22 protein-coding genes and 4 tRNA genes are annotated in these 21,027 nt (G+C 67.8%); 16 read left to right on the plus strand and 10 right to left on the minus strand.

Features of this window, described 5'->3' with window-relative positions:
• Positions 1-56: 56 nt before the first annotated feature.
• Positions 57-560, plus strand: coding sequence for a DUF1990 domain-containing protein (locus tag RCP37_RS12445; RefSeq protein WP_308483417.1), 504 nt, complete (start codon positions 57-59; stop codon positions 558-560).
• 4 nt (positions 561-564) lie between these two features.
• Here RCP37_RS12445 and RCP37_RS12450 read toward each other — a convergent pair whose 3' ends face one another.
• Genes RCP37_RS12450 through fdxA form a run of 5 tightly spaced genes read right to left on the minus strand, consistent with a single transcriptional unit; the run spans position 565 to position 3,385 of the window.
• On the minus strand, positions 565-1,518 hold the full coding sequence (locus tag RCP37_RS12450) for an NAD(P)H-dependent flavin oxidoreductase (RefSeq protein WP_308483418.1): 954 nt from the start codon (positions 1,516-1,518) through the stop codon (positions 565-567).
• A 2-nt stretch (positions 1,519-1,520) separates the two neighbouring features.
• On the minus strand, positions 1,521-1,859 hold the full coding sequence (locus tag RCP37_RS12455) for a cupin domain-containing protein (RefSeq protein ID WP_065039147.1): 339 nt from the start codon (positions 1,857-1,859) through the stop codon (positions 1,521-1,523).
• Between the two features lie 28 nt (positions 1,860-1,887).
• Positions 1,888-2,313: a hypothetical protein gene (locus tag RCP37_RS12460; protein WP_308483419.1), complete on the minus strand. Its 426-nt coding sequence runs from the start codon at positions 2,311-2,313 to the stop codon at positions 1,888-1,890.
• Complete coding sequence (locus RCP37_RS12465; RefSeq protein WP_308483420.1) at positions 2,310-3,044, minus strand: helix-turn-helix transcriptional regulator; 735 nt, start codon at positions 3,042-3,044, stop codon at positions 2,310-2,312. The genes RCP37_RS12460 and RCP37_RS12465 overlap by 4 nt, the downstream gene beginning before the upstream one ends.
• Positions 3,041-3,385: a ferredoxin gene (gene fdxA, locus RCP37_RS12470; RefSeq protein WP_024441594.1), complete on the minus strand. Its 345-nt coding sequence runs from the start codon at positions 3,383-3,385 to the stop codon at positions 3,041-3,043. Before fdxA ends, RCP37_RS12465 begins: the two co-directional genes overlap by 4 nt.
• Positions 3,386-3,618: 233 nt before the next feature.
• Between fdxA and RCP37_RS12475 the strand changes: the two genes are divergently transcribed.
• The gene (locus RCP37_RS12475; RefSeq protein WP_308483421.1) at positions 3,619-4,425 is read left to right on the plus strand and encodes an enoyl-CoA hydratase/isomerase family protein; all 807 of its coding nucleotides are present in this window, start codon (positions 3,619-3,621) and stop codon (positions 4,423-4,425) included.
• Positions 4,426-4,437: 12 nt separating this feature from the next.
• Here RCP37_RS12475 and RCP37_RS12480 read toward each other — a convergent pair whose 3' ends face one another.
• Complete coding sequence (locus RCP37_RS12480; RefSeq protein WP_308483422.1) at positions 4,438-6,105, minus strand: acyl-CoA synthetase; 1,668 nt, start codon at positions 6,103-6,105, stop codon at positions 4,438-4,440.
• A gap of 112 nt (positions 6,106-6,217) precedes the next feature.
• On the opposite strand from RCP37_RS12480, the gene RCP37_RS12485 reads away from it, so the two are divergent.
• The 4 genes from RCP37_RS12485 (at position 6,218) to RCP37_RS12500 (ending at position 9,417) form a co-directional block, all read left to right on the plus strand.
• Positions 6,218-6,874: a DedA family protein gene (locus RCP37_RS12485; RefSeq protein ID WP_308483423.1), complete on the plus strand. Its 657-nt coding sequence runs from the start codon at positions 6,218-6,220 to the stop codon at positions 6,872-6,874.
• 108 nt (positions 6,875-6,982) lie between these two features.
• Positions 6,983-7,603: a hypothetical protein gene (locus RCP37_RS12490; RefSeq protein WP_308483424.1), complete on the plus strand. Its 621-nt coding sequence runs from the start codon at positions 6,983-6,985 to the stop codon at positions 7,601-7,603.
• Between the two features lie 106 nt (positions 7,604-7,709).
• Positions 7,710-8,477, plus strand: a complete 768-nt coding sequence (locus RCP37_RS12495; protein ID WP_308483425.1) for an esterase — start codon at positions 7,710-7,712, stop codon at positions 8,475-8,477.
• Between the two features lie 58 nt (positions 8,478-8,535).
• Positions 8,536-9,417: a metal-dependent hydrolase gene (locus tag RCP37_RS12500; protein ID WP_308483426.1), complete on the plus strand. Its 882-nt coding sequence runs from the start codon at positions 8,536-8,538 to the stop codon at positions 9,415-9,417.
• A 17-nt stretch (positions 9,418-9,434) separates the two neighbouring features.
• Here RCP37_RS12500 and RCP37_RS12505 read toward each other — a convergent pair whose 3' ends face one another.
• The 3 genes from RCP37_RS12505 to RCP37_RS12515 all read right to left on the minus strand — a co-directional run bounded on the left by RCP37_RS12505 (position 9,435) and on the right by RCP37_RS12515 (position 12,795).
• Positions 9,435-9,848: an MmpS family transport accessory protein gene (locus RCP37_RS12505; protein WP_308483427.1), complete on the minus strand. Its 414-nt coding sequence runs from the start codon at positions 9,846-9,848 to the stop codon at positions 9,435-9,437.
• Positions 9,849-9,887: 39 nt separating this feature from the next.
• A complete protein-coding gene (locus tag RCP37_RS12510; protein ID WP_308487064.1) occupies positions 9,888-12,638 on the minus strand; it encodes an AAA family ATPase in 2,751 nt (916 codons plus the stop codon).
• Positions 12,639-12,723: 85 nt separating this feature from the next.
• Positions 12,724-12,795 (minus strand) — tRNA-Val (locus tag RCP37_RS12515).
• A 158-nt stretch (positions 12,796-12,953) separates the two neighbouring features.
• Between RCP37_RS12515 and RCP37_RS12520 the strand changes: the two genes are divergently transcribed.
• The 6 genes from RCP37_RS12520 (at position 12,954) to RCP37_RS12545 (ending at position 15,571) form a co-directional block, all read left to right on the plus strand.
• Positions 12,954-13,026: transfer RNA gene (locus RCP37_RS12520), tRNA-Gly, on the plus strand.
• 30 nt (positions 13,027-13,056) lie between these two features.
• Positions 13,057-13,127 (plus strand) — tRNA-Cys (locus RCP37_RS12525).
• A gap of 17 nt (positions 13,128-13,144) precedes the next feature.
• Positions 13,145-13,219 (plus strand) — tRNA-Val (locus RCP37_RS12530).
• A 344-nt stretch (positions 13,220-13,563) separates the two neighbouring features.
• A complete protein-coding gene (locus tag RCP37_RS12535; protein WP_308483428.1) occupies positions 13,564-14,151 on the plus strand; it encodes a DUF4352 domain-containing protein in 588 nt (195 codons plus the stop codon).
• A 39-nt stretch (positions 14,152-14,190) separates the two neighbouring features.
• Complete coding sequence (locus RCP37_RS12540) at positions 14,191-14,937, plus strand: Clp protease N-terminal domain-containing protein (protein ID WP_308483429.1); 747 nt, start codon at positions 14,191-14,193, stop codon at positions 14,935-14,937.
• A 97-nt stretch (positions 14,938-15,034) separates the two neighbouring features.
• Entirely contained in the window at positions 15,035-15,571 is a 537-nt protein-coding gene (locus RCP37_RS12545) for a hypothetical protein (protein WP_308487065.1), read from the plus strand.
• A gap of 228 nt (positions 15,572-15,799) precedes the next feature.
• Here the strand turns inward: RCP37_RS12545 and zapE are convergent, their stop codons facing one another.
• On the minus strand, positions 15,800-16,897 hold the full coding sequence (zapE, locus tag RCP37_RS12550) for a cell division protein ZapE (RefSeq protein ID WP_308483430.1): 1,098 nt from the start codon (positions 16,895-16,897) through the stop codon (positions 15,800-15,802).
• Between zapE and RCP37_RS12555 the strand changes: the two genes are divergently transcribed.
• From RCP37_RS12555 to msrB, 4 genes are all read left to right on the plus strand, one after another.
• Positions 16,896-17,678 (plus strand): pyrimidine reductase family protein, encoded by a 783-nt coding sequence (locus tag RCP37_RS12555; RefSeq protein WP_308483431.1) that lies wholly within the window; start codon positions 16,896-16,898, stop codon positions 17,676-17,678. The genes zapE and RCP37_RS12555 overlap by 2 nt on opposite strands.
• 10 nt (positions 17,679-17,688) lie before the next feature.
• Positions 17,689-19,272: an alpha/beta hydrolase gene (locus tag RCP37_RS12560; RefSeq protein WP_308483432.1), complete on the plus strand. Its 1,584-nt coding sequence runs from the start codon at positions 17,689-17,691 to the stop codon at positions 19,270-19,272.
• Positions 19,273-19,341: 69 nt separating this feature from the next.
• Positions 19,342-20,616 (plus strand): arabinofuranan 3-O-arabinosyltransferase, encoded by a 1,275-nt coding sequence (aftC, locus tag RCP37_RS12565; protein ID WP_308487066.1) that lies wholly within the window; start codon positions 19,342-19,344, stop codon positions 20,614-20,616.
• Positions 20,613-21,020 (plus strand): peptide-methionine (R)-S-oxide reductase MsrB, encoded by a 408-nt coding sequence (gene msrB, locus RCP37_RS12570; RefSeq protein WP_308483433.1) that lies wholly within the window; start codon positions 20,613-20,615, stop codon positions 21,018-21,020. The genes aftC and msrB overlap by 4 nt, the downstream gene beginning before the upstream one ends.
• Positions 21,021-21,027: the final 7 nt, after the last annotated feature.

A 21,027-nucleotide genomic window follows, 5' to 3' on the forward strand; every position in this document is an offset into this window, starting at 1 on the left:
TTAACGTTCCGGCAATTGGGGTGCCGGCGGCGCTCCCGCAATGGCAAGGTTGGGCCGTGGACTTGAGCACGCTGCGTGGGTTGCCGTTCACCTACGGCGAGGTAGGCGCTACCGCCAGGGCGCTGCCCACCGGGTATCACCACCTCGATCTGAGCGCGCCGATCGGTAAGGGGCGCCGGCGTTTCGAGGAGGCCGGCGACGCCGTGCTGCGCTGGGGCATGTTGCGCGGTGCTGGGCTGGGTGTGCGGGTGCACGCCGACAGCGACATCGCCACGGTGGGCGCGGTGGCGCGAGTACGGCTGGGCGTGCTGAGCGCGCCGTGCCGGGTGGTCTACGTCGTGAACGAGCCAGACCGGCGCGGCTTCGCCTACGGCACGTTGGCCGGGCATCCCGAATCCGGGGAGGAGCTGTTCTCGGTGCGCTACGACCCGGCCGATGAGACGGTGTACGCGCAGGTGCGGGCGTTCTCCCGGCCCGCCACCTGGTGGATCAAGGCAGCCGGCCCGATCGGGCGATTGGTGCAGCGCACGATCGCCAAACGCTATCTGCGGGCGGTGTGAAAGGTCAGCTCCAGCGCGCCAGCAGGCGCTGCGCCCCGCTGCACAGCTCGTCGAGGACCGCTGCCGCCGGGCGGCTTTCGGTGAGCATGCCCACGCCCTGACCCGCATCGACCGGGGCGACGCGCTGATCGTCGGCGGCGATCGCGGCGGCCAGCTCCGCGCCCGCCTCCCGATCGCCGGCCAGGTCATCCTCGCGTCCGGTCCAGCGGCCGGTGAACTCGTTGCGCAGCACTCGTGACGGGAACCGCGCCGGCCAGTCCAGCCGCTGCCCCACGTCGAAGACCCGGGTGGTGATCGTGTCGGTGCCGGCGGCGGCGAGCAACGTGCGGCGGGCGCCCTCGCCGGTCAGCGCCTCGGGGCACGCCGAGAAGACGGTGCCCAGCCACGCCCCGGCGGCACCGGCCGCCAACACGGCGGCCAGGCTGCGCGGCCCGGAGATCCCGCCCGCGGCCAGCACCGGAACCTCGACGGTGTCCAAAACCGCGTCGAGCAGCGGCAGGGTGGCCAGCCGGATCTCCCCGTGGCCGCCGCCCTCAGCGCCGCGCGCCACCAGCACGTCCACCCCGGCGTCTTGGGCACGTCGGGCACTGTCGGCGTCATAGACCTGGGTGGCGGCCACGATCCCGGCCGCGTGGGCGCGCTGCACCCAAGACAGATCGGCGCCGAAGCTGACCGAGAGCAGCGTCGGGCGAGCAGCCAGTGCGGCATCCAGCAGGTCCGGCTGCTCGCGGATCACCCAGTCCACCAGACCGATCCCGAACCGCGGTGCGGCTTCGAGCGCGGCCAATTCGGTAGCCAGCGACGCCGCCGTGGCGGTGCTGCCCATCCCGATCATTCCCAGCCCGCCCGCGGCGCTGACGGCGGCGGCCAGCCTGCCCCCGGCCACCCCGCCCATCGGGGCATTGACGATGGGCAACCGCAGACCGGTCCGCTGCGACCAGGGTGTGCTCAGCGGCACGCTCAGTGCGAGGCGCTCTTGGCGACGGTCAGCAGCACCACGGAGTCTTCCAGCGACTCCAGCGCGTGGCGGGTGCGCGGCAGCGTGACGAGGTCACCGGCCGCCCCCTCCCAGCTGTCGTCGCCGGCCGTCAGCCGCACCCGGCCGCGCAGCACCTGCAGGGTCGACTCCCCCGGGCTGTCGTGCTCGGCCAGCGACTGGCCGGCCTGCAGTGCGACCAGGGTCTGGCGCAGGTGATGCACCGAACCGCCGTAGACGGTGTGGGCCGCGCGACCGCTGTGATGCTGGGTGGCCTCGGCGAGCTTCTCGTCGGCCAGCACATTCAGCGAGGTCGATTCCATCGGTTCTCCTTCGACTCGGCGGGACACTTCAGCGAGACAGCAGCAGGATGCCCAACGGCACCAGCGCGGCGACCTTGATCAGTTCCAGTGCGACATAGGCGTAGTGCGCCCGCGAGCGGGGCGCTTCCAGTCCGGACAGCACCTGGTCAGCGCGTCGGCCCAGGGCCGGACGCACCGCGAGCACCTGAGCCACCAGCATCGCCAGGGCGACCGCGTAGGTGACAGCGATGCCCACCGTCGGCCGCTCGATCGCGAACGTGACCGCGATGACCGCGGCAAGCAGGAATTCGGCGGAGTTGAGGGCCCGAAAGACCAACCGGCCGATGCCGAGACAGATCGGGATGGTCGCGTTGGGCGCCCGAAACTTCAGCGGCGCCTCCATGAACGAAATCGCGGTCACCATCCCCAGCCAGACGAATGTCGCGGCGATCGCAACCGAGGCGCCGGCACTCACCCGGCGGTCTCTTCCGCACGCACCGCGGTGGGGGGCAAGGGGTCGACCGGGACTCCGTTCAGGGCCGGCGACTTCAAGTGCGCCACGCACAGGTCCGGCTTGGCGAACGGATCAAGTCGGTCGACGGTTATCGGGGAGTCCCATGCCTCCAGGGCTCCCTGCATCAGTCCCAGATGGATGGGGCAGACCACTTGGGTGGAGGTTTCGGCGAGTTCCAGGAACGGGCAGTGCCGCAACCCGAGCTGTTCGTCCCCGGTGGCATCGGGTTCCAGGCGTTCGGGTTCGAAGCCCAGCTCATCGAGCATCTCGAGCAGATGGTCGGTGGATTCCTCGGCGTCGACGGGCCCCGACGGTTGGTGCAGCGGCCGTAGCCGATGCCCCCACGCCCGGCCCGCAGCCAGTGCTTTGCCGCTGGGATCGGCGTCTGCGGCCAGCCCAATGGTGAGGATCTCGGCGAGCAGCCGAAACCGGCGGGTTCCTCCCCGGTCCATCTGCCGGATGGCCCGAAACATCAGCGCCGGCCGTCCGCGTCCCTTGTGATCGGGTTCGGTGTGCTCGACGCGGCCTTCTTCAACCAGGGTGTCCAGGTGAAAACGCACCGTGTTGGGGTGCACCCCCAGCTCGTCGGCGATCTGGGCGATGCTCAGCGGTTCGTCGGCGGCCTGTACCAGCCGCAGAACGTCGAGGCGACGTCCTCCAGGTGGTACAGGCGGCTTGGCGATGTCGCTCACTCCCCCTGGGGTGGGTAACTGGCCACCAGCGGGGTGTCGATGCCCAGCGGGCCGATCTTGGCGGCGCCGCCGGGTGAGCCGAGCGCCTCATCGCGCCCGGGCAGTGCCTCGGTGAAGAACTCCGCGTTGTCGGCCAGGTGCGGTTGGAGCTCGTCCGGGAGGTCATCTTCGTAGTAGATGGCCTCGACCGGGCACACCGGCTCGCAGGCTCCGCAGTCCACACACTCATCCGGGTGGATGTAAAGGGCTCGACCGCCTTCGTAGATGCAGTCAACCGGGCACTCCTCCACGCAGGCCCGGTCCATCACGTCAACGCACGGCTTCCCGATCACATATGCCATGGGCAGAGAGTTTACACAAGGGATTTTGTAGAAACTAGAAAGGCAAACCTAAATCTCGGGGGGCCGAATGCGGCGTCTCGGCACTCCCCCGCAGCGGTCACCCCACCGACCCTAGAACGCTTGCGCTCGTAGCGGATTCACGCAGATGGGTAGCTCGCCGCATGGCGGTTCCCCGAGCGCGCCAGCGCGAGGCCACAGTGCCGCGGCGCGGGGCGGTCGAGTAGAAACGAATGATGACTGACACCCCCCGCTACCGTGCCGCCGCCGACTTCCCGAGCCTTCGGTTCGAACCCGGCGACAACGGCGTGCTGGAGCTGGTGCTCGACGCGCCGGGACTGAACTCGGTGGGTCCGCAGATGCACCGCGACCTTGCCGACGTGTGGCCGGTGATCGACCGCGATGACGATGTGCGGGCGGTGCTGGTGCGCGGTGAGGGCAAGGCATTCTCCGCCGGCGGCAGCTTCGAGCTGATCGAGAAGATCGTCGGTGATCACGCCGGACGGATGCAGGTGCTGCGGGAGGCCCGCGATCTGGTGCTGAACATGGTCAACTTCTCCAAGCCGGTGATCTCGGCGATCAATGGGCCGGCCGTCGGCGCAGGCCTGGTGGTGGCGCTGCTCTCGGACATCTCGGTGGCCGGGCGCACCGCTCGGTTGATCGACGGCCACACCAAGCTCGGGGTTGCCGCCGGGGATCACGCGGCGATCTGCTGGCCGCTGCTGGTGGGCATGGCCAAGGCCAAGTACTACCTGCTGACCTGCGAGACGCTGCACGGCGAGGAGGCCGAGCGGATCGGTCTGGTCTCCAAGTGCGTCGATGACGACGAGGTGCTGGCCACCGCGACGCGCATCGCCGATGACCTGGCGCATGGCGCCCAAGACGCGATCCGCTTCACCAAGCACAGCCTCAACTATTGGTATCGGCAGTTCGCGCCGGCCTTCGAGACCGCGTTGGGGCTGGAGTTTCTCGGGTTCTCCGGGCCCGACGTGCACGAGGGCCTGGCCGCGATCCGAGAGAAGCGCAAGCCGCAGTTCGGCTGAGCCGTCCGCCGCTCAGACCCGTTGCGCGCCGAGCGCCTGTTCTTTGGCCCAGCGGTAGTCGGCCTTGCCCGACGGTGAGCGCTGCACCTGGGCGCAGAACACCACGTCTTTGGGCAGCTTGTAGCGCGCGATGTAGTTCGCGGCCTCGGTGACGATGTCCTCAGCCCCGGCGTCGGCGCCCTGCGCCAACTGGACCACCGCGACAACCTCGCTGCCCCATCGCTCGCTGGGCCGGCCCACCACCACAACGTCGTAGACGGCGGGATGATGAGCGATCGCGGCTTCGACCTCCTCGGCGAAGATCTTCTCGCCGCCGGAGTTGATCGTCACCGAGTCTCGGCCCAGCAGCTCGATGCCACCGTCGATGTCCCAACGAGCCCGGTCACCGGGGACCGAATGGCGGATGCCCTCGATGACCGGGAAGGTCCGCGCGGATTTCTCCGGGTCGCCGAGGTAGCCCAGCGGCACATTTCCCTGCTGCGCCAGCCAACCGATCTCGTCGTCGCCGGGCTGCAGAATGCGGGTCATGTCCGCACTGACCACGACCGCGCCGGGGTTCGGGGTGAAGCGGCCGGTGGAGGCCTGAGCCCGACTGGTGGTCTGTCCCATCTGCGCGCCGGTCTCCGAGGAGCCGCCGGCATCGAGGATCGACAGCTGCGGGAGCGAATCCAAGATCCGTTGTTTGATCGGCACGGTGAGCGGCGCACCGCCGCTGGCCAGTACGAACAGTCCCGACAGCGCATCTGCCAGCGTGGCGCCGCCGGCCTCCAGTGCGTCGGCCAGCGGGCGTGCGAAGGCGTCGCCGACGATCGAAAGCGATACGACCCGCTCTTTGGCCGCCAGTTCCCAGGTCTCGACTGGGTCGAAGCGGTCGGTGGTCGCCGACATCACGAACGGCCGCCCGCCCAGCAACGTGATGAAGGCGGCCCACTGGGCTGCGCCGTGCATCAACGGCGCCACCGTCATCGAGCCGGCGGCCGCCGCCATTCGGGCGCGTTCGACGATCTCCTCCAACGTGGTGGGCACGGCGCCGGTGCCGAACTCACGGCCGCCCATGGCGCCAACGAAGATGTCGTGCTGGCGCCACAACACGCCCTTGGGCATGCCGGTGGTGCCGCCGGTGTAGAGCAGGTACAGATCATCCGGGGACAGCGCCAGGCCCAACGGTTCGGCGGAGGTGGCGACCAGCAACTCCTCGTAGCGGACCGCACCGGGCAGCGGCGCATTGCCGGAGTCGTCATCGACGTGGATCAGCAGCATCTTGGGCAGCCGGTCACCGGCCTGCCGCAGCGCTTCGGCCAACGTGGGGGCATACCGGGCGTGGTACATGATCGCCTCGGCGGAGGCGTTGGTCAGCAGGTAGACCAGTTCGTCGGCGACGTAGCGGTAGTTGACGTTGAACGGTGCGACCCGGGCGTTGTAGGCGCCGAGCATGCCCTCCAGGTACTCGTTGCCGTTGGCCAAGTACAGCGCGAGGTGGCTCTGGCCCGACTCATCGGGGGCCAACTCGGAACGCTCACGGCGCACGCCCAGGCCGCGCTCGTGCAGCGCCCGCGCCAGCCGGCGGGACCGGTCCTCAATCTGCTGATAGCTGAATCGCCGGTCGCCGAAGACGATGCAGTCCCGGTCGCCGATGGCCGCCGCCACTGCCGAGAACACTTGGGCGAGGTTGAATTCCACTGCCGCTCCTCGATTCGATCGCAACGCCTGAGCAACGCTACTAGGTGACGCATGTTCGGCCGCCGACGGTCGTGACGGGCTTTCCTGGGCGACGTCAGGCATGCTTGGCCGCATGTCGGTGGATGTCCTGCTGTATTCGATCCCGCCCGTTCTGGTCTATCTGCTCGTCGGCGCGGTTATCGGGATAGAGAGCCTGGGCGTTCCGTTGCCGGGTGAGCTGATGCTGGTCGGCGCCGCGCTGTTGTCATCGCGACACGAGTTGGCGGTCGATCCGGTCGGGGTTGCGGTGGCCGCGGTGATCGGCGCGGTGATCGGTGACTCGATCGGCTATTCGATCGGCCGGCGATTCGGTATGCCGCTCTTCGACCGTCTGGGCCGGCGCTTTCCGAATCACTTCGGTCCCGGCCACGTCGCCTTCGCCGAACGGTCCTTCGGCCGTTGGGGCGCCAGCGCGGTGTTCTTCGGCCGATTCGTGGCGCTGCTGCGCATCCTGGCCGGCCCGCTGGCCGGGGCCCTGAAGATGCGTTATCCACACTTCCTGATCGCCAACGTGACCGGCGCGATTTTCTGGGCCGGTGGGACCACTGCCCTGGTGTATTACGCCGGCGTCGCGGCCGAACACTGGCTGTCCCGGTTCTCCTGGGTGGCGCTGCTGATCGCCCTGCTCGCCGGGCTGATCGCGGCCCTCGCGCTGAAGGGCCGCGTCGGCGCCCAGATCGCGGAACTGGACGCCCAACATCGGGCCCAGCCGGACCCCGTCACCGAATAGTCAGCCAATTGGGGGGCGAATAAGGGTTGTCCCCGCACCGCAGCCGGAGCATGGTGGAAGGGACCGGCGGCGCCGCCGCGGCGTCGCCCCGTCCAACCGGAGGCCGACATGTTCGCGCGCGCAACCTCAATCCACGCCCATCCGTCCTTTCTCGATGAGGGGATCACCCATGTCCGCGGTGTGGTGATGCCAGCCTTGGCCGACACCGATGGCTGCGCAGGGATGTCGATGCTGGTCGATCGCGACGCCGGCCGCTGCATCATCACCTCGTCGTGGCTGGATGAGGACACCTTGCGTGCCAGTGAGGCAAGCGCCGAGCACTTGCGCGACCGCGCCACCGAGATCTTCCACGCCACCGCCGAGGTGAGCCGCTGGGAGATCGCCGCGGTGCGCCGCGATCACCGGTCTCGGCGGCACGCGGGTGTACGCGTCACCTGGCTGCGGACCGACCCGGCGGGCTGCGAGCGGATGATCGACACCTACAAGCTGGCGCTCATGCCTGCGCTGGAGGACCTCCACGGTTTCTGCAGCACCACTTTGCTGGTGGACCGGCATTCAGGACGCGCGGTGTCGTCGGTCAGCTTCGACGACCGGGCGGCACTGGTTGCCAGTCGCAGCGGCGAGCAGGCGATCTGGGCGCAGGCTGTCAACGACGCCGGCGCAGAGATACTCGAAGTCGCCGAGTTCGATCTGGCGATCGCCCATCTGAACGTTCCCGAAATGGCCTGAACACCGCTCACCGTAGACGAAGCTGCACGTCAGGCGGGGCTTCGGGGTGAGTGCGCGTTAATCTTTGCTCGCGGCGCGTTGCCGTCTTTGCTAGGAGGTCTGACTCATGCGCTCTTTCAGCGTGGCCGTGGTCACGACGGTTGCGGCCACGTTCGGTGGCGTGGCCGTGGCTGCAGCGGCCCCGAAGGATTACTGCGCCGAGCTCCACGGGGGCAATACCGGCAGCACGTGTGAGATCCAGGTCTCCGACCCCGGGTATGTCGTCGACATCAGCATGCCGCTGAACTACCCCGACCAGAAGGCGGTCGCCGAGTACATCGCCGCGACCCGCGACGCGTTCTTGAACTCGGCCAAGTCCGGCGCGTCGCACAGCACAGCGTACGAGTTGCGCATCAAGCCAACGGAATACAGCTCGTCGATTCCCCCGCGCGGCACGCAAGCGGTGGTGTTCACGGTGAACCACAATCTCGGCGGAGCGCAGCCACAGACGACGTACAAGGCGTTCAACTGGGACCAGACGTACCGCAAGGCGATCACGTACTCCGCGACGCCGGACGACAAAGAACACGCGCCGTTGTGGCAGGTGGACGATCCGCTAAAGACCGTCGCCCCGATCGTCCAAACTGAATTGCAGCAGCAACTGGCGCCGCCGCCCGCACAACCAGGACAGTCGACCACAGGCACGTCCACCACGGCGCCACCACCGTTACCGTTCGCACAAGCCGCGCTGTACGACCCCGCCAACTATCAGAACTTCGCCGTGGTCAACGACGGGGTGATCTTCTTTTTCGACCAGGGCGTCTTGTTGCCCGCCTCGGCCGGGGGGTTACACGTGCTGGTGCCCCGGTCTGCGATCGACCCGATGATCGCCTAACGCCTACGCGGTGCGACGGGCCCGTCCCGAGCGCCCGGTGCTAGCTACGCTCTGCCTCATGACACGCCAACGGCGACCGCGCTCGGCACCGAGTTACCCGAAGACTCGGCGGATCCGTTTCCGTTTCGACGACGGCTTCGACAACAGCGATGGCTACGGCAAGTATTTCGCCGACGACGACATGGTGCTCAGCCACTTCCTGGCCGGATTGTCCGGCGGATTCCCGGCGGGCGAGGAATCCTTCATTCGCTCGGTGCGACGCTTCGCCGATCGCGTCACCGACCCGGTGCTGAAAAAGCAGGTGGCGGGGTTCATCGGCCAGGAGTCCACCCATGGCCAGGAGCACCGTCGACTCAACGCCGTGCTCGCAGACAAGGGCTATCCGATCCGCTGGCAGGATTCGGATGCCGTGCACCGCTGGAGAATTCGCGCCGAGGAACGGACCCCGGCCAAGGTGCATCTGGCCCAGACCGCGGCACTGGAGCACTACACCGCCGTGCTGGCGGAGCGCATCCTGTCCACCGATGAGATCCAGGCCATTCCGGGAACTCCCGAGGTGTGGAATCTGCTGAATTGGCATGCGGTGGAAGAACTTGAGCACAAGTCGGTGGCCTTTGACCTCTATCGCGCCGTCGGCGGTTCCGAGGCGGTCCGGATCATGGCGATGGCGGTGGTGATCGCCGCCACGGTTCCGCTCATTGCGCTCGGGCTGATCGTCTCACTGGCCCGTGATCCTGCAGCCCGACGGCAACCGCGGCGGGCGTTGCGGGGAATCGCTGCGCTGTACCGCGGGCCTTTCTTCCGCGGATTTCTGCGCGACGCGGCTGTGTACCTACGCCCGGGATTTCACCCTGACGATGTGGATACCGTTGCCTTGCTTGACTATTGGCGCTCGCGCTTGTTCGGAGCCGACGGCGCCCTCAACGACCATCTGCGCTGAATACACCGCGCCAGCGGTCACCCGTAGTAGGCGAAGCTACACGTGGGGCGCGCTTCGGTTTTGAACGCAGCCAGCATGCCGTCCATGGTGATGGTGCAGCTAAGCGCCGCATCGCCGGCGTCGGCGGTCACCGAAGTCTCGACCTCGTCGTAGACCGGGTAATTCTTCTCCCACGGCAGCGTCACGTTCGACTCGGTCTGCTGCGGGCCACCGTTGATCCGATAGCTGATGTCGACCGGACCGTCGGCAGGCCCGAGGACCTTCATGGTCGCCGTGCCGACCGGCGACCCGGCCGGGGCCCGTTTGACCTGCTGCACGGCCGTAAACGCCGCCTGAGCGGTCACCGGCGAGCCGGCGGCGACCGCGGTGCACAAACCGAGAACCGTGGCGACGAGACGCAAAGACCTCAGAACCGGAGTCGGCATGGTCATCGTGGCAGCTTACGTCGGGGCCTGCGTTCGATGTGGCGATCACGTCATATCGTCGGCATCTAGCGCCGCGGCCAGTCTTGCCCGGGTGCGGATGCCGAGTTTGCGATACACGCCCGACAGCGTGCTCTCGATGGTCTTTTCGGCCAGAAACAGTTCGACGGCGATCTCGCGATTGGACATGCCGCGAGCCGCGAGAACGGCGGTGCGCCTTTCGGCGGGAGTCAGTCGCCGGCCGTCGCCGCGGGCGCCACGCAGGCGAGCCAACTCCCGCCGCGCCCGCTCCGCCCACAGTGGCGTACCGAGCGCCTCAAAAGCGCCAAGCGCGGCGGCCAGACTCGTGGTCGCACTCCCCCGTTGACGCCGGCGACGCTGCAGTTGGCCCAACAGGAGCTGCGTGCGCGCTTGCTCGAAGGGCATTGAGAGCCGCTGGTGATGCGCCATGGCGCGCTCGAGGGCACGAAGTGCCGCGGGAAGGTCACCACGAGCGGCCAGCACCGTGGCACGCCCGCGGGCCCCGACAGCCATCATCCAAGGCCGGTCACGGTCAGTGCCGTGCGTCTCGAGCGCATCGACGAGGGCTTCGGCCTCCGCGAGCTGATCGAGCGCACTGAGCGCCTCGATGGCATCGGGAAGATGCTCCCCACCCTCGATCTCCAGCTCGTGAGGGGGATCGAATTGGTCCAGCAGTGGCCGCAGCACGGCCAGCGCAGCAGCGTAGTCACCGAGCGATACCTCCAGGAAGGCAAGCACTCTGGACGGCTCCTTGATTTGCCGGAGTGCGCCAACGGCGCGTGCCGCCGCAATCGCGGCATGGGCGTCGGCGCGAGCATCGGTGACGCGCCCGTGAAATGCCGCGACGGCGGCTCGTTTGGTCCATGCCGTGGCGCACGAAAGCCGCCCACCGAGTTGTTCGGCGCGCTGCACGGCCGCGTGCGCGACGCGGGCCGCCTCGTCGTAACGGCCGGCCCAGATCGCCACCGCGGCAATGCGATTGTCCACCCAGACCAGATCCACTTCACTGCCGTCGGAAGTCATTTCGTGGCGAACCGCGTGGATCTGGGCGCCGGCGGTCTCAAGGTCGCCGACGTACGCCGAGATCACCGCTTGCACGGCTCGAGCGCGCAGGAACGTGGTGGCACCGCTGCGTGGGTCTTCGAGCTGCACGGCCAGTTGCAGCGCAGGACGATCGACGCCGCCGCCCCGGATGAACGTCGCTGTCACCCAGATCGCCAAGGCCTGGCTGCGCAGCCCGGGCGCGTCCAGTTCCTCGGCCAACGCGATTGCACGCTGAGCGTGTTCGATCGTCGCGCCCATCCGGTCAGCGATCGCCAGTGCCAGCGATAGCCGCAACAAGCACACCAGCCTGAGCGCAGGGACATCAGCAGCCTCATCGGCAGCCGCCGACAGCGCATCGATGGCGCCGGACAAGTCGTCGTCATAGGCCTTCACCGCGCCCAGGTGCGCCAGCGCCAGGGCACGCAATGCCCCGGATGGCTCATCGGCCAGTACGCGCTGCAGATGCGCGCGCGCCGGCGCTATCGACCCCGAGCGAAAGTGCAGTTCCGCTGAGCGAATTCGCCGCTGCGGGCTATCGCCGCCGCGGTCCAGTGCCAAGTCGATCAACTCGGCAGCGGCGGCCAGCGCACCACGCGCCGCCAAGGCGTCGGCAGCCGCGTCCAGCTCAGCCAGGGTGGCCGCGTCGCTTGTCGACGCCGCCAACGCCAGGTGACGGGCTCGTAAGGTGCGGTCCGCGACGACGCCGGCCAGGGCCAGGTGCGTGGCGCGACGGCGCGTCACAGAAGCGCTGGCGGCCACGCCATTGGCGTACAGCGGGTGGGCGAATCGGACGTGGTGACCATCCAGGGTGGCCACACCGAGCTTCTCGCAGGCTTCGATCGACTCCATCACACGTTGGGATGACAGCGTGGTGACCCGACTCAGTTCCTCGGTGGTCGGTGATGCAGAGCAGGCCGCGGCCAGCAGGACCGCAAACGCATCATCGCCCAGACGTTGCAGGCGACTGCTCACCAGCGCGGCCAGACTGTCCGGCAGATCGGCCGCGGCACCTGGTGCGTCCAGCTCTGCTCGGGCCAATTCCAGCGCGAACATCGGATTGCCGCCCGAGATGCGGTGGACCCGGTTGAGCGCCGGGCGGGGCAGCGTGCGGTCCCAGCGTGCGGCGATGAGATCGTGCACGCCCTCGACGTTCAACGGGCCCATCCGAACACGCGTGGCGATCGCGGGATTGCGAAAGGTCAACCACTGCGCCAAGTCGGCGAGATTGGATTGCGCGACGCGGACCGTGACGAGAAGCCCAACGTTTTTCGAAAGGCGCCGGGCGGCAAAACCGAGCACCGCGCGACTGGACGGGTCAAGCCACTGCGCGTCGTCGACTGCCAGCAACACCGACGATCTCGCACTGAGGCGCTCGACAGCCGCACAGAACGCCGCGGCGACGGCCCGTTCGTCGGTGTCCGGCTCAGCCGGGGCCAGTTCGTCTCGCGCCCTGTCCAGCGCCAGGCGCTGGGGGCCGGGCAGTTCTCCCAACACCGCTTGATCGATCCCGTTGAGCAGGTCAGCGACCGCAGCGAAGGCATAATCGACTTCCGCTGCAGACCCATGCGCCGACAGCACCACGAATCCTTGGGAGCGAGCCACGTCCGCCGCGCTCAGCATCAAGGTGGTCTTGCCGATGCCGGCTTCGCCCTCGATCACCAACGCCGCGGGCCCCGGTCGAGCACGGGCCAGCAAATCCGACACTGCCCGCACCTCCGTGCGGGGCACCGTCATCGACACGGTCTCATCCTCGCACTGCCGGACAGTCCGGCTGGCCCTAAAAACGAGAAAAGCCACCTGTTTCCAGGTGGCTTTCTTGTGGTCCCGGCTGGGATCGAACCAGCGACCTTCCGCGTGTGAGGCGGACGCTCTCCCCCTGAGCTACGAGACCGGGTGAACGAGGACGAACACTAGCACGCCGAACCTGCCAAGCATCAATGCGCAGGCCGCTTTTCAGGCGAATCGCCGGTCTGACATGCAGAGTTGTGCTGTCTCACATGTCTCCGCTAATGTTCTGCAGGCACCGGGCGACGATCTCGCCCGAGGCACGCGGATGTAGCGCAGTTGGTAGCGCATCACCTTGCCAAGGTGAGGGTCGCGGGTTCGAATCCCGTCATCCGCTCGAGGGTGTCAAGTGGCATCAACCCCTTGCGGTGGAGTGGCCGAGTGGTGAGGCAACGGCCTGCAAAGCCGTGCACACGGGTTCGATTCCCGTCTCCACCTCCGTCCCAAGGCTCTAAGCGCGGTTAGCTCAGCGGGAGAGCGCTTCCCTGACACGGAAGAGGTCGCTGGTTCAATCCCAGTACCGCGCACCAGACTCGACATAGCGAAGACCCCTGCCGCCGCCACCGCGTGACGACAGGGGTTTTTTCCGTTTCGGAGTATGGCCCTTCGCCTTGTGCATCATGCCGACGAGTGCCACTACTGATCGAACTCCCGAGCCCCGGGCCAGGACTGGGGTCCTTGCCGCGGTGCCGGCACTATGGCGCGGAGCGCGGCCCTATTAACTGCGACTTCACACCAGCTGTAACAAGGATCACATTTTGCGACGCCGCACGTGCGGAGATCGAGCCCGAATCCCGGGTCAGGCCGCGGCCACCAGCCGGTAAGCACCACAATCGGTAACAATGCACGAAGGGAATTTGCGAAAGGTGGCCCCATGAATCGCTCCATCGTCGCCCTATCGGTGTTCACCCTGGCCGCCGCCATGTCAGCGGCATGCTCGAGCAACACCGACTCGACGAGCGCTCCACCGGCGGCCGACGCCTCCAGCGGATCGAGCCCGGCCACCCCGAAACCCGCCGGGCACACCGGCGACACCCTGTCCCTCACCCGAGCCGACGGCAGCACCGTCACCGTCACCTTGGACAAGGTGATCAATCCCGCGACCGTCACGCCCGGCCCCGGCGACCCGGGCATCACCTACATCGCGACGCAGTTCACGATCGCCAACCCGGGAACCGCAACCATGAACGGCGACATCAACACCAACGTCTGGGCGTTCGGTTCCGACGGGCAGCGCTATGCACCGAATCTCAAGGATGTCGGCGAGTGCCTGAACTTCGACTCCGGCATGTTCCACATCGCCCCCGGCAAGTCCGCGACCGGCTGCGTGGTGTTCGCCCTGCCGGCCGGTGTCAGCCCGGCAAAAGTCAGGTATGCCCCGTCATCTGGGTTCGCCGACGGCTTCGGGGAATGGCTGTTTCCCTCCCCCAGCCGCGCCACACCACCCCCCAGCGTCAACTAACGGTTGACGCGGCCATATCGTCAACCTAAGGTTGACGATATGGCCGATCCCACCCCGCTCACGCAGTCCGTCCGCCTTGACGACCTGATCAACGCCATCACCGGCGTGCACGACAACCCCCTGGAGCAGCTGACCGATGCCGTGCTGGCCGCCGAGCACCTCGGTGAGGTCGCCGACCATCTGATCGGGCACTTCGTCGACCAGGCGCGCCGATCAGGTGCGTCGTGGACCGATATCGGCAAGTGCATGGGCGTCACCAAGCAGGCGGCGCAGAAGAAGTTCGTTCCGCGCCCTGAGGCCGCCACGCTCGATCCCGAGCAGGGCTTCGCCCGCTTCACCCCGCGGGCGCGCAGTGCCGTGGTGGCGGCCCAGAACGCCGCCCACCGGGCACGCAACGCCGAGATCACCCCCGATCATCTGGTCCTGGGCCTGCTGCACGATCCCGGCGCGCTGGCCACCGCGTTGCTCACCGCGCAGCACATCGACCCGAAGGCCGTTGCTGCCGCCGTCGCCCTTGAGCCCGGCGACGGCGAGCCGCCCGCCCTGATCCCGTTCAACGGCCCGGCGCGCAAAGCGCTGGAGTTGACCTTCCGCACCGCACTTCGCCTCGGCCACAACTACATCGGCACTGAGCACCTGCTGCTGGCGTTGCTGGAAGCCGAGGAGGGCAGCGGGCCCCTGCATCGCGCCGGAGTCGACCGGGAGCGGGCCGAAGCGGATCTGGCTCGAGCGCTGGAGGCGATCACCGAGAAGCTGGCTTCCCCCGGTTCGGAAACCACGAACTGACCGCCGAAACCAACCATCTGCGGACGTGCCGGGCCAAGGCTGCTGCACCCGCGATGCCGATGTGCCATCATGCCCAGAAGCAAACGAAGAGGACATGATGCATCGCTGGATTCTGGCCCTGGTCACTTCCGTCGTCACCGCGTTGGCAGCCCTGGTGGCGCCGGCCGCCGGAAACGCCACGCCGACCACCACCCCGGAAGCGCCGATCGGTCGCCTCGGCGACACGCTGCGCATCTCCTACCACGATGAGGCCTTCGGCCCGATCGTCGCCGATGTCACGGTGCATGACGTGGTGCCCAGCGAGATCCCCCCGGGCTGGGGCGCCAACGGCACGCCCCGCTGGCGCAACCAGGGCGGTCCCTGGCGGGCGAACGTAACCGTCCACCCGATCTCGGTGCCCAACCCCTACATCATGGCGGCGTCGGTCACCTTCGACGGTGTCACGCCCGGCGGCGACGCCTACGTGTCCAAGCACACCGACGACCCGACCACCCTGGACGCAGCGCTCACCAACGCTCCCGCGGGCTCCACCGTCGACGGTGGCGTCTACTGGGATGTCTACCGCGGCTTGGTCACCCACGTGGTGATGCTGTCGCGCAACACCGGCCTGCGCCTGGCGCAGTGGAATCTGTGAGCTAACCCCCGGGTTTGATGCGGTAGTCCAGCTTCGGCTCTCCTTCGTCGAGCCTCGCTAACCCCCGGGTTCGATTGCGGTGGTCCAGCTTCGGCTCTCCTTCGTCGAGCCTCGCTAACCCCCGGGTTCGATTGCGGTGGTCCAGCTTCGGCTCTCCTTCGTCGAGCCTCGCTAACCCCCGGGTTCGATTGCGGTGGTCCAGCTTCGGCTCTCCTTCGTCGAGCCTCGCTAACCCCCGCTGCTGAGCGCGAGCAGTCGCGAGGTGGCCCGCAGGTACTTCTTGCGGTAACCACCGGCCAGCATCTCGGCGCTGAAGATCTGGTCGAGTTTGGCGCCGGAAGCCACCACCGGGATGCCCGCGTCATACAGGCGATCGGTGAGGGCGACCAATCGCAGCGCCACATTCTGGTCGTCGATGGGGTGCGCACCGGTGAGGAACACCGCGGTGACGCCCTCGATCAGCGTCAGGTAGCGCGACGGATGCATGGTGGCCAGGTGGACACACAGCCCGTCGAAGTCGTCCAGTGTCGCTCCGGGCCGCGCTGCTGCGCGCTGCGTGACCTGTTGCGCTGAGGGCGGTTCGGGCGCCGGCGGCAGATCCCGGTGCCGATAATCGGGACCGTCAACGCGTACCGGTTTGAAAATGCTTGCCAGCGCACTGATCTCGCGCAGAAAGTCCTGCACAGCGAAGCGGCCTTCGCCGAGCTGATCGGGCAACGTGTTCGATGTTGCGGCGATCGAGACCCCACGCGCCACCAGTTCGGACAACAGTCGCGACACCAAGGTGGTGTTGCCCGGATCGTCGAGTTCGAACTCGTCGATGCACACCACGGTGTAGCCGCCGAGCAATTCGATGCACTCGGTGAAGCCGAACACCCCGGCCAACTGGGTCAGCTCCATGAACGTCGCAAACGCCGTCCCAGGCGGCGGGCCGCTGCCATGAACGCTGTCACTGCCCGTGTCGGTGATCGTGTGGTAGATCGAGGCCAGCAGGTGCGTCTTGCCGACACCGAACCCGCCGTCGAGGTAGATACCCACGCCCGGCAACACCTCGCGCTTGCCCAGCAGCTTGCGCCGTCCGGCGCGGCGGGTCAGCGCCTGTGCGCAGAACGCGGTGCACGCGGTCACGGCGGCCGCCTGGCTGGGTTGCGCCGGATCTGGCCGATAGCTGGCGAAGCTGGCCCCGGCGAACGTCGGCGGCGGCTTGAGCTGCGCGATCAACCGTTCCGGCGATACCGCCGGATGCCGGTCCACCAGGTGATCGATCGACTCGGCGGCTGGATTGGGCACGCACGAACTGTAGCCACATGGTGCAATCGAGGCCATGTCCGACCTCAGCGCAGACCCCGGATTCACCCTGCTGGGCTCCACGGCGCCCATCGACGACGCCGAACTGGGCCGGCTGTACGCCTATCCCGAAACCGACGAGCCACGGGTGTGGGTGCGGGCCAATTTCATCGGCAGCCTCGACGGCGGCGCGACGGTGGCCGGCACCTCCGGCGGGCTGGCCGGGCCCGGCGATCGGTCGGTGTTCATGCTGCTGCGGGCGCTGGCCGACATCGTGCTGGTGGGTGCGGGCACGGTCCGGGTCGAGAACTACGGCGGCGCGCGACTGAGCGTCGCCCAGCGCCAGGGCCGCCGCGACCGCGGACAGTCCGAAATACCCCGGTTGGCGATCGTGACCCAGTCCGGGCAACTGGACCGAGACCTGCGGGTCTTCAACGACACGGAGCTGGCACCGCTGGTGTTGACCTGCTCCGCGGCCGCCGAGGCCACCCGGCGGCGACTGGCCGGGCATGCCGAAGTCCTGGACTGCTCGGGCGATGACCCCGGGCGGGTCGACGAGGCCGTGGTGCTGGCTGCGTTGGCGCAGCGCGAACAGTTCCGGGTCCTCACCGAAGGCGGACCGACCTTGCTGGGATCGTTGATCGAGCGCGAGCTGCTCGATGAGCTCTGCCTGACCATGGCCCCCTATCTGGTCGGTGGCCTGGCCCGTCGTATCGCCACCGGTCCGGGCGAGGTGACGACGCCGATGCGCTGTGCGCATCTGCTCGCCGACGAATCCGGCTACCTCTACGGCCGCTACGTCAAAAGCGCGCGCCTATAAGGTGACAGGCATGACCAGCTATTCGAGGTTCGCCCGGGTCGCGGTGGTGACGGCTGCCGCCGTACTGGCCGGATCCGCGCCCCTGCTGGCCGGTTGCGCACCCGGGCTGGCCGCCGACCCGCGTTTTGCAACCAACTCCGGCGCCGGCGCCCAAGGGCAACCCGAGTCCACCTCGGACAAGGCTGGACCGCCCGCGGTAGAGGTGCCCAAGAACGACCTACCGTGGCATGACTGCACCGCCCGGATCTTCGGCGACGCCGCGCTGCCCGCCACGCCCGGGGTGCGGCTGGACTGCGCCAGCTACGACGCCGACGTCGACCCACTCGGCGGCGGCTCCGGGTCGATCAGCATCGGCGTGGTGCGTGCTCGGTCCGTGCAGACCCCCGGCGACGCCGGCCCCGTGGTGTTCACCACCGGATGGGATCTGCCGTCGTCGCTGCAGCTGCCGATCTGGCTGGCACGGGCCGGCGCAGACGTGCTCAAGAGCCACCCGATCGTCGCCGTAGACCGGCGCGGCACCGGGATGTCGAGTCCGGTGGACTGCCGCGATCGCAGCCAGCGCGACGAAATGTGGAACCAGGCGCAGTTCGCTCCCGGCGACGACCCAGTGGCCAGTCTGGGCACGGTCACGATGGAAGCCACCACCGACTGCACCGACTCCATCTCGCCGGGTGAGTCCTCCTACGACAACACCCATGCCGCCACCGATCTCGAACGGCTGCGCAGCATCTGGGACATCCCCGCGCTGTCGCTGATCGGTATCGGCAATGGCGCTCAGATCGCCCTGGCCTACGCCGGATCTCACCCGGGGAAGGTGGCCCGATTGGCACTGGACTCCCCCATCCCGCTCGGAGCCGCCGCCGAATCCGCCGCCGAGGAACGGGTGAAGGGCCAGCAGGCGGCCTTTGAGGCGTTCGTCGCGCAGTGCGTCGCGGTGAGCTGCGCACTGGGTCCGGACCCCAAGGGTGCCATCAACGCGGTGCTGGACTCCGCCCGCTCCGGGCATGGTCCGGGCGGCGCCTCAGTGGCCGCGGTGACCAACGCGATCGTCACGGCCCTGGGCTATCCCACCGGCGATCGCGTCAACACCACCAACGAGTTGGCCAGGGCACTGGCCTCGGCCAATTCCGGTGACCCCAATCTGTTGAACAACTTGATCAACCGGGCCCAAGGCACCACCGGCAGTGACGGCCGCTTCGTCAACTCCTGCGCCGACGCGCTCAACCGACCTACGCCAGATCGGGTCCGGGAGCTGGTGGTCGCCTGGGGCAAGGAATACCCGCAGTTCGGCACGGTCGGCGCGCTGGACATGGCGCAGTGCCTGAGCTGGCCCAGCAGCAGTACCCCGGACCTGCCGAAGGAACTCAAGATCGACGTCCTGCTGCTGGGGGTGCAAAACGATCCGATCGTCGGTGAGGAGGGCGTGGCCGCCACCGCCGCGGCCGTCATCAACGCCGGGTCGGCCAGCAAGCGGGTGATGTGGCAGGGCATCGGGCATGGCGCCGCGGTGTACTCGGCGTGCACGCTGCCACCGCTGATCGGCTACCTCGACAGCGGCAAGTTGCCCGACACCGACGTCTACTGCCCGGCCTGACCCAGCCTGATCCGGACTCCTAGGACCGGTCCGGGGTACGGTTCGCTGGTGACGGCAGCCGACTCCTTGATGCACCGGGCGGGCACCGCCCTACAGGCCGCGTTCCGGCCCCCCACGTCCCCGCCGAGCACCGCGACCGTACTGCGTTCGGTGCTGTGGCCGGTGGCCATCATGTCGTTGATCCACCGCGCCATCGTGCTGCCGCTGAACGGCAACATCACCGATGACTTCAAACCGGTGTACCGGGCGGTGCTGAATTTCCGGCACGGCCTGGACATCTACAACGAGCACTTCGACTACGTCGATCCGCACTACCTGTACTCCCCCGGCGGCACCCTGCTGATGTCGCCGTTCGGGTACCTGCCGGAGACCCTGTCGCGCTATACGTTCATCGCGACCAACACGATCGCGATCGTGCTCGCCGCGTACCTGCTGCTGCGGATGTTCGGATTCGGACTGAGCTCGGTCGCGGCGCCGGCCCTGCTGGCCGCGATGTTCCTCACCGAAAGCGTGAGCAGCACACTGGTGTTCACCAACATCAACGGCGTGATCCTGCTGGCCGAAGTCTTGTTCTTGCGCTGGCTGCTCGACGGCCGGGCGAGCCGCCAGTGGTGGGCCGGTGTCGCCATCGGCTTGACCATCGTGGTCAAGCCGGTGCTGATACCGCTGCTGCTGCTGCCGCTGCTGAGCCGGCAGTGGCGGCCGTTCGTCGGGGCGATCGCGGTACCGGTGCTGTTCAACGTGGTGGCGTTCCCGCTGGCCAGCGATCCGAACAGCTACTTCACCCAGACGGTGCCCTACATCATGGGCACCCGCGACTACTTCAACTCCTCGATCCTGGGCAACGGCGTGTTCTTCGGACTGCCCTCGGGCCTGATCCTGTTCATGCGGGTGCTGTTCACCGTGTTGGCCGCCGTCAGCCTGTGGCTGCTCTACCGCTACTACCGCACCCGCGACCCCCGATTCTGGATGCTGACCTCATCGGGTGTGCTGCTGACCACCTCGTTCCTGGTGCTGTCACTGGGCCAGGGCTACTACTCGATCGTGCTGTTCCCGTTCCTGATGACCGTGGTGCTGCCGAACTCGGTGCTGCGCAACTGGCCGGCATGGCTGGGGATCTACGGGTTCATGACCCTGGACAAGTGGCTGATCTTCCGGTGGATGAACATCGGGCGGCCACTGGACTACCTCAAGATCACCTACGGCTGGTCGCTGCTGCTGATCGTGATCACCACGGTGCTGTGTTACCGCTACCTCGACGCCAAGGAACAGGGCCGCCTGAACGACGGGATCGATCCGGAGTGGCTGGCGGCCGAGCCTGCGAAGGTTAACGTGGTGGCATGACCTCTCCCAAGGTGTCGCTCACCGACGACGAGTGGCGCGCGAAACTGACCCCCCAAGAGTTCGCGGTGCTGCGCCGCGCCGGCACCGAGCCGCCGAACACCGGCGAATACACCGACACCACCGCCGAAGGTGTCTACGAGTGCCGGGCGTGCGGTGCCGAATTGTTCCGCAGCACAGAGAAATTCCACTCCCACTGCGGGTGGCCGTCGTTCTTCGACCCGGCCGACTCCGACGCGGTGATCCTGCGCTCGGATGACACGCTGGGGATGCGGCGCACCGAGGTGCTGTGCGCGTCCTGCCACAGCCATTTGGGCCACGTGTTCACCGGCGAGGGTTATCCCACCCCCACCGACCAGCGCTACTGCATCAACAGCATTTGTCTGCGGTTGGTCCCGCCGTCGTAGCGGACTG

It is taken from the genome of Mycolicibacter sp. MU0102 (assembly GCF_963378105.1).
Taxonomy (GTDB): Bacteria; Actinomycetota; Actinomycetes; order Mycobacteriales; family Mycobacteriaceae; genus Mycobacterium; species Mycobacterium holstebronense.